Source organism: Psychrobacter sp., assembly GCF_030457785.1.
In the GTDB taxonomy this organism is placed as follows: domain Bacteria; phylum Pseudomonadota; class Gammaproteobacteria; order Pseudomonadales; family Moraxellaceae; genus Psychrobacter.
In genome coordinates this window covers 1-3,035 of the sequence record NZ_JAKDUI010000262.1, presented here as the reverse complement: position 1 = coordinate 3,035, position 3,035 = coordinate 1, and the positions used below count along the sequence as shown (strand labels likewise).

Sequence of the window (3,035 nt, the reverse complement as noted above, 5' to 3'; positions counted from 1 at the left end):
CTACGCTATGCTTTAGGTTGGCAATATATCTCTGGTTTTGCGTAAGTCCTAATAAGCTATAGTTGATACGCAGTCAAACCGATACAGTGTCTAGTAATGCGAAGCTGGTATCAGTTTTTCTGGCTTGCTGTACCTACGCAGACAGAGGCTGCACAAAACTTATCCCAGTCTCGATGTATCTTTTTTATATTGGACTGACTATAGATACGGTGTCGAAACTATAACGAATGAAGATAGAGTCACTCATGGAATCATCCCTACAACCCTGCCCTTGCCAAGTCAATCCTCACGCAAAAACTAGTACCGCACTACCGACGTATCAAGACTGTTGTCAGCCTTATCATGACGGTTTTTTTGGCGAAGGTGTTGATACAGCCAATAGCGTAACTGCTGATACTGCGGAACGATTGATGCGCACGCGCTACAGTGCTTTTGTATTGGTAAAACCAGAATACATCGTCAAAACCACTCTACCCGCACAGCAAAAACTGCTCGATATTCAGGCGATTGAGCAGTGGGCAAAAGACACGAGCTGGGCGGGGCTAAATATCGTCAAGCACACACCAAAGCTAGGCAAAAGGCATGCGCAGGTCGAGTTTCAGGCGTACTTTCAGACGCCAGAGGGATTGCAAGCGCATCATGAGCTGTCTGCCTTTGTAAAAATAAAAGACAACACTGCTGCTGATAAAAAACAAAGTGAACGTTGGTACTTTTTAGACCCAACGATGGCGATGTCTGTCACCCAAAAGCAGCCGTGTATTTGTGGCTCGGGCGAGAAGTTTAAGCGCTGTTGTGGTGGGTATATTTGATCAGAGCCGCCAAATAACTGCCTAACTGCCCGCTCTAAACACTCGCCCCAACTTCCCGTGCAATCGCAATACCCTCTTCAACCGTCAAAAACTTACGTTGGCTTGGACTGTCTTTATAAATGACCTCACCATCTTGAAATATTAAGCACTCATTGACTGCTAGCTGTTGCCATTTCTCATTTTCAGTCAACGGCACAGTGACCAAAATCGTGACTTTATCCGCATCGGTAGTCACGTCGCCAAAATTAATCGCTACGTCATCATCAGCCAATTTTGCTTCACCAAATGGCGCTTTACGCGTGAGATAAAACAACAAACTACCGGCATACGCCAGCTGCCATCGACCATTTGATATCAAACAATTAAATAGTCCATTAGCAGATAAATAACGACATTGCGTGGTCAAAAAGTTAAACAGCGTTTTGTCATCAGGACGCGACTTGAAGCTGCTTTTTAGGCGATTGACGAGATAGCAAAAGGCCAGCTCAGAATCTGTTGAGCCAACTGGTTGACAGTACGAGGCATTGCCGTTGGCTTGCAAGCGCCGACAGCGTTTCACAAATTCTCGGTTCATCTGTCCATTGTGCGCAAACACCCACTGCTCTCCCCAAACCTCACGCACAAATGGATGCGTGTTGGCCAGACAGTTCTGCCCTTGCGTGGCTTTACGAATGTGCGCAATGACGTTCATGGCTTTAATCGGATAGTTATTGACCAAGTCAGCCACAGGCGAGCGGTGGCTTGGACGGTTGTCATGAAACAATCGCAGCCCGGTTGAGTCGTTCTCCGCATCGATATTACTGGTGTCGTCATCGTCACGCTTAGGACAGTCATTACGCTCAAAAAATGCAATACCAAAACCATCTTCGTGGCTATCGGTCATACCGCCACGCTTACGAAATCCTGCAAAGCTAAAACCGATATCAGTTGGGGTGTTACAGTTCATTCCTAAGAGTTGACACATTTATAAGTTTCCACCGTTATTATCAGCGTTGTTATCAGCTTTTGCAAAGTGTGAAGCAGTGTTAGAATCTGTTTCTTCTGATGATTCATCAAACATTTCGTAGGGCGTTTCGCCACCTGTATCAATGCTGCCCAAGATATCTTTAGCATGCACTAAATCAGTATCCTGCACCCACATGACGATCCCTGAGTTCATGCCAGGCATCGCACTCAGTGCTTGTAGAGAGACACTAATACCGTTGTTACGCAGTAGGTTAGCATGTAGCTCACCTTGCATATTGGTATCAAAGCGTGCCAGTTTGTGCCAGTTATCAACTTGATTGCTCATAGGGTTGCCTCATTGTATTAATATAAGCATAGATGGATAAGATAAGCCATGCTTAGGATAATTGGTCGAGCGTATGTTTCTGGATAATAAGGTCGCTGTCGTTACCGACACTATCGCGTGCTTGCTCAGCCTGCATAATATCGCTAAACACGCCGACTATTTGATTGTCTTTCTGCATGTCCAGCAACACAAATACGGTACTTTGCACTTTTTCGACATGCGCCCAGTGGTAGGCGGCAAGGCGCTTCATAAGATCGGGGTTTTTGACCATGATATTATCGCCTGTACGTCCCTCGGTACGATTGTAATGAATGACATTGAGGCGCAGTAGCCAAAAAATCACGGCTGCCTTGGCAAGCATCACTGGTAGGGCACGTTTCTCATCTCTGCTAAGTGAACGTTTTGATTCATAGCCTTGCAAAAAAGCAGCCATCTTACGACGATCGAAATTCACCAACTCGCCTTGATCAGCATCACCCCAAGTGGTACAAAAGTCATTGATGGTAATCGCAATATCCATCACATAATGCTCGACACTCACTTCGGTAAAGTCCAACAAGCCAGTCAAACGATCTTCGCCTTTTTGGCTATGGTTTAAAGATAAATTCCACAGCGTATTATCTGCAAACATATCTAGGTGACACAAGCCTTGTGGCAAAGCTGACAACGGCAAGTCTGAATAGCTGCACCAAATATCATTCATCAATTTGGCTTCATCGCCCGGCATGAATTTCATCTCTCGATCGCGCACTTCATCCCATGGGTACAAAGGCACGCCATACTCCTCACTAGGTTGTAGCGCTTGCAACGTCTCATGCAATGTCGCCAATGCAGCACCAATATCTTGGCACATCGCTTGAGTCGTCTCCTGCGGGTGTGATCCTGCTAAGCAAGGCACTAAGGTAATCGCCTTCCCTTCATAGTGAATGACATAA

The 3,035-nt window shown here is 45.9% G+C and carries 4 protein-coding genes; 1 reads left to right on the top strand and 3 read right to left on the bottom strand.

Features of this window, described 5'->3' with window-relative positions; genetic code table 11:
* Window positions 1–245 precede the first annotated feature (245 nt).
* Window positions 246–809 (top strand): YchJ family protein, encoded by a 564-nt coding sequence (locus L0J61_RS10295; RefSeq protein ID WP_301466353.1) that lies wholly within the window; start codon window positions 246–248, stop codon window positions 807–809.
* Between the two features lie 34 nt (window positions 810–843).
* On the opposite strand, the gene L0J61_RS10290 is transcribed toward L0J61_RS10295, so the two are convergent.
* From L0J61_RS10290 to L0J61_RS10280, 3 genes are all read right to left on the bottom strand, one after another.
* Window positions 844–1,773, bottom strand: a complete 930-nt coding sequence (locus L0J61_RS10290) for a class II glutamine amidotransferase (RefSeq protein WP_301466352.1) — start codon at window positions 1,771–1,773, stop codon at window positions 844–846.
* The gene (locus tag L0J61_RS10285; protein ID WP_301466351.1) at window positions 1,774–2,100 is read right to left on the bottom strand and encodes a hypothetical protein; all 327 of its coding nucleotides are present in this window, start codon (window positions 2,098–2,100) and stop codon (window positions 1,774–1,776) included.
* A gap of 52 nt (window positions 2,101–2,152) precedes the next feature.
* On the bottom strand, window positions 2,153–3,035 hold an 883-nt coding region (locus L0J61_RS10280), incomplete at its 5' end, for a homoserine kinase (RefSeq protein ID WP_301466350.1).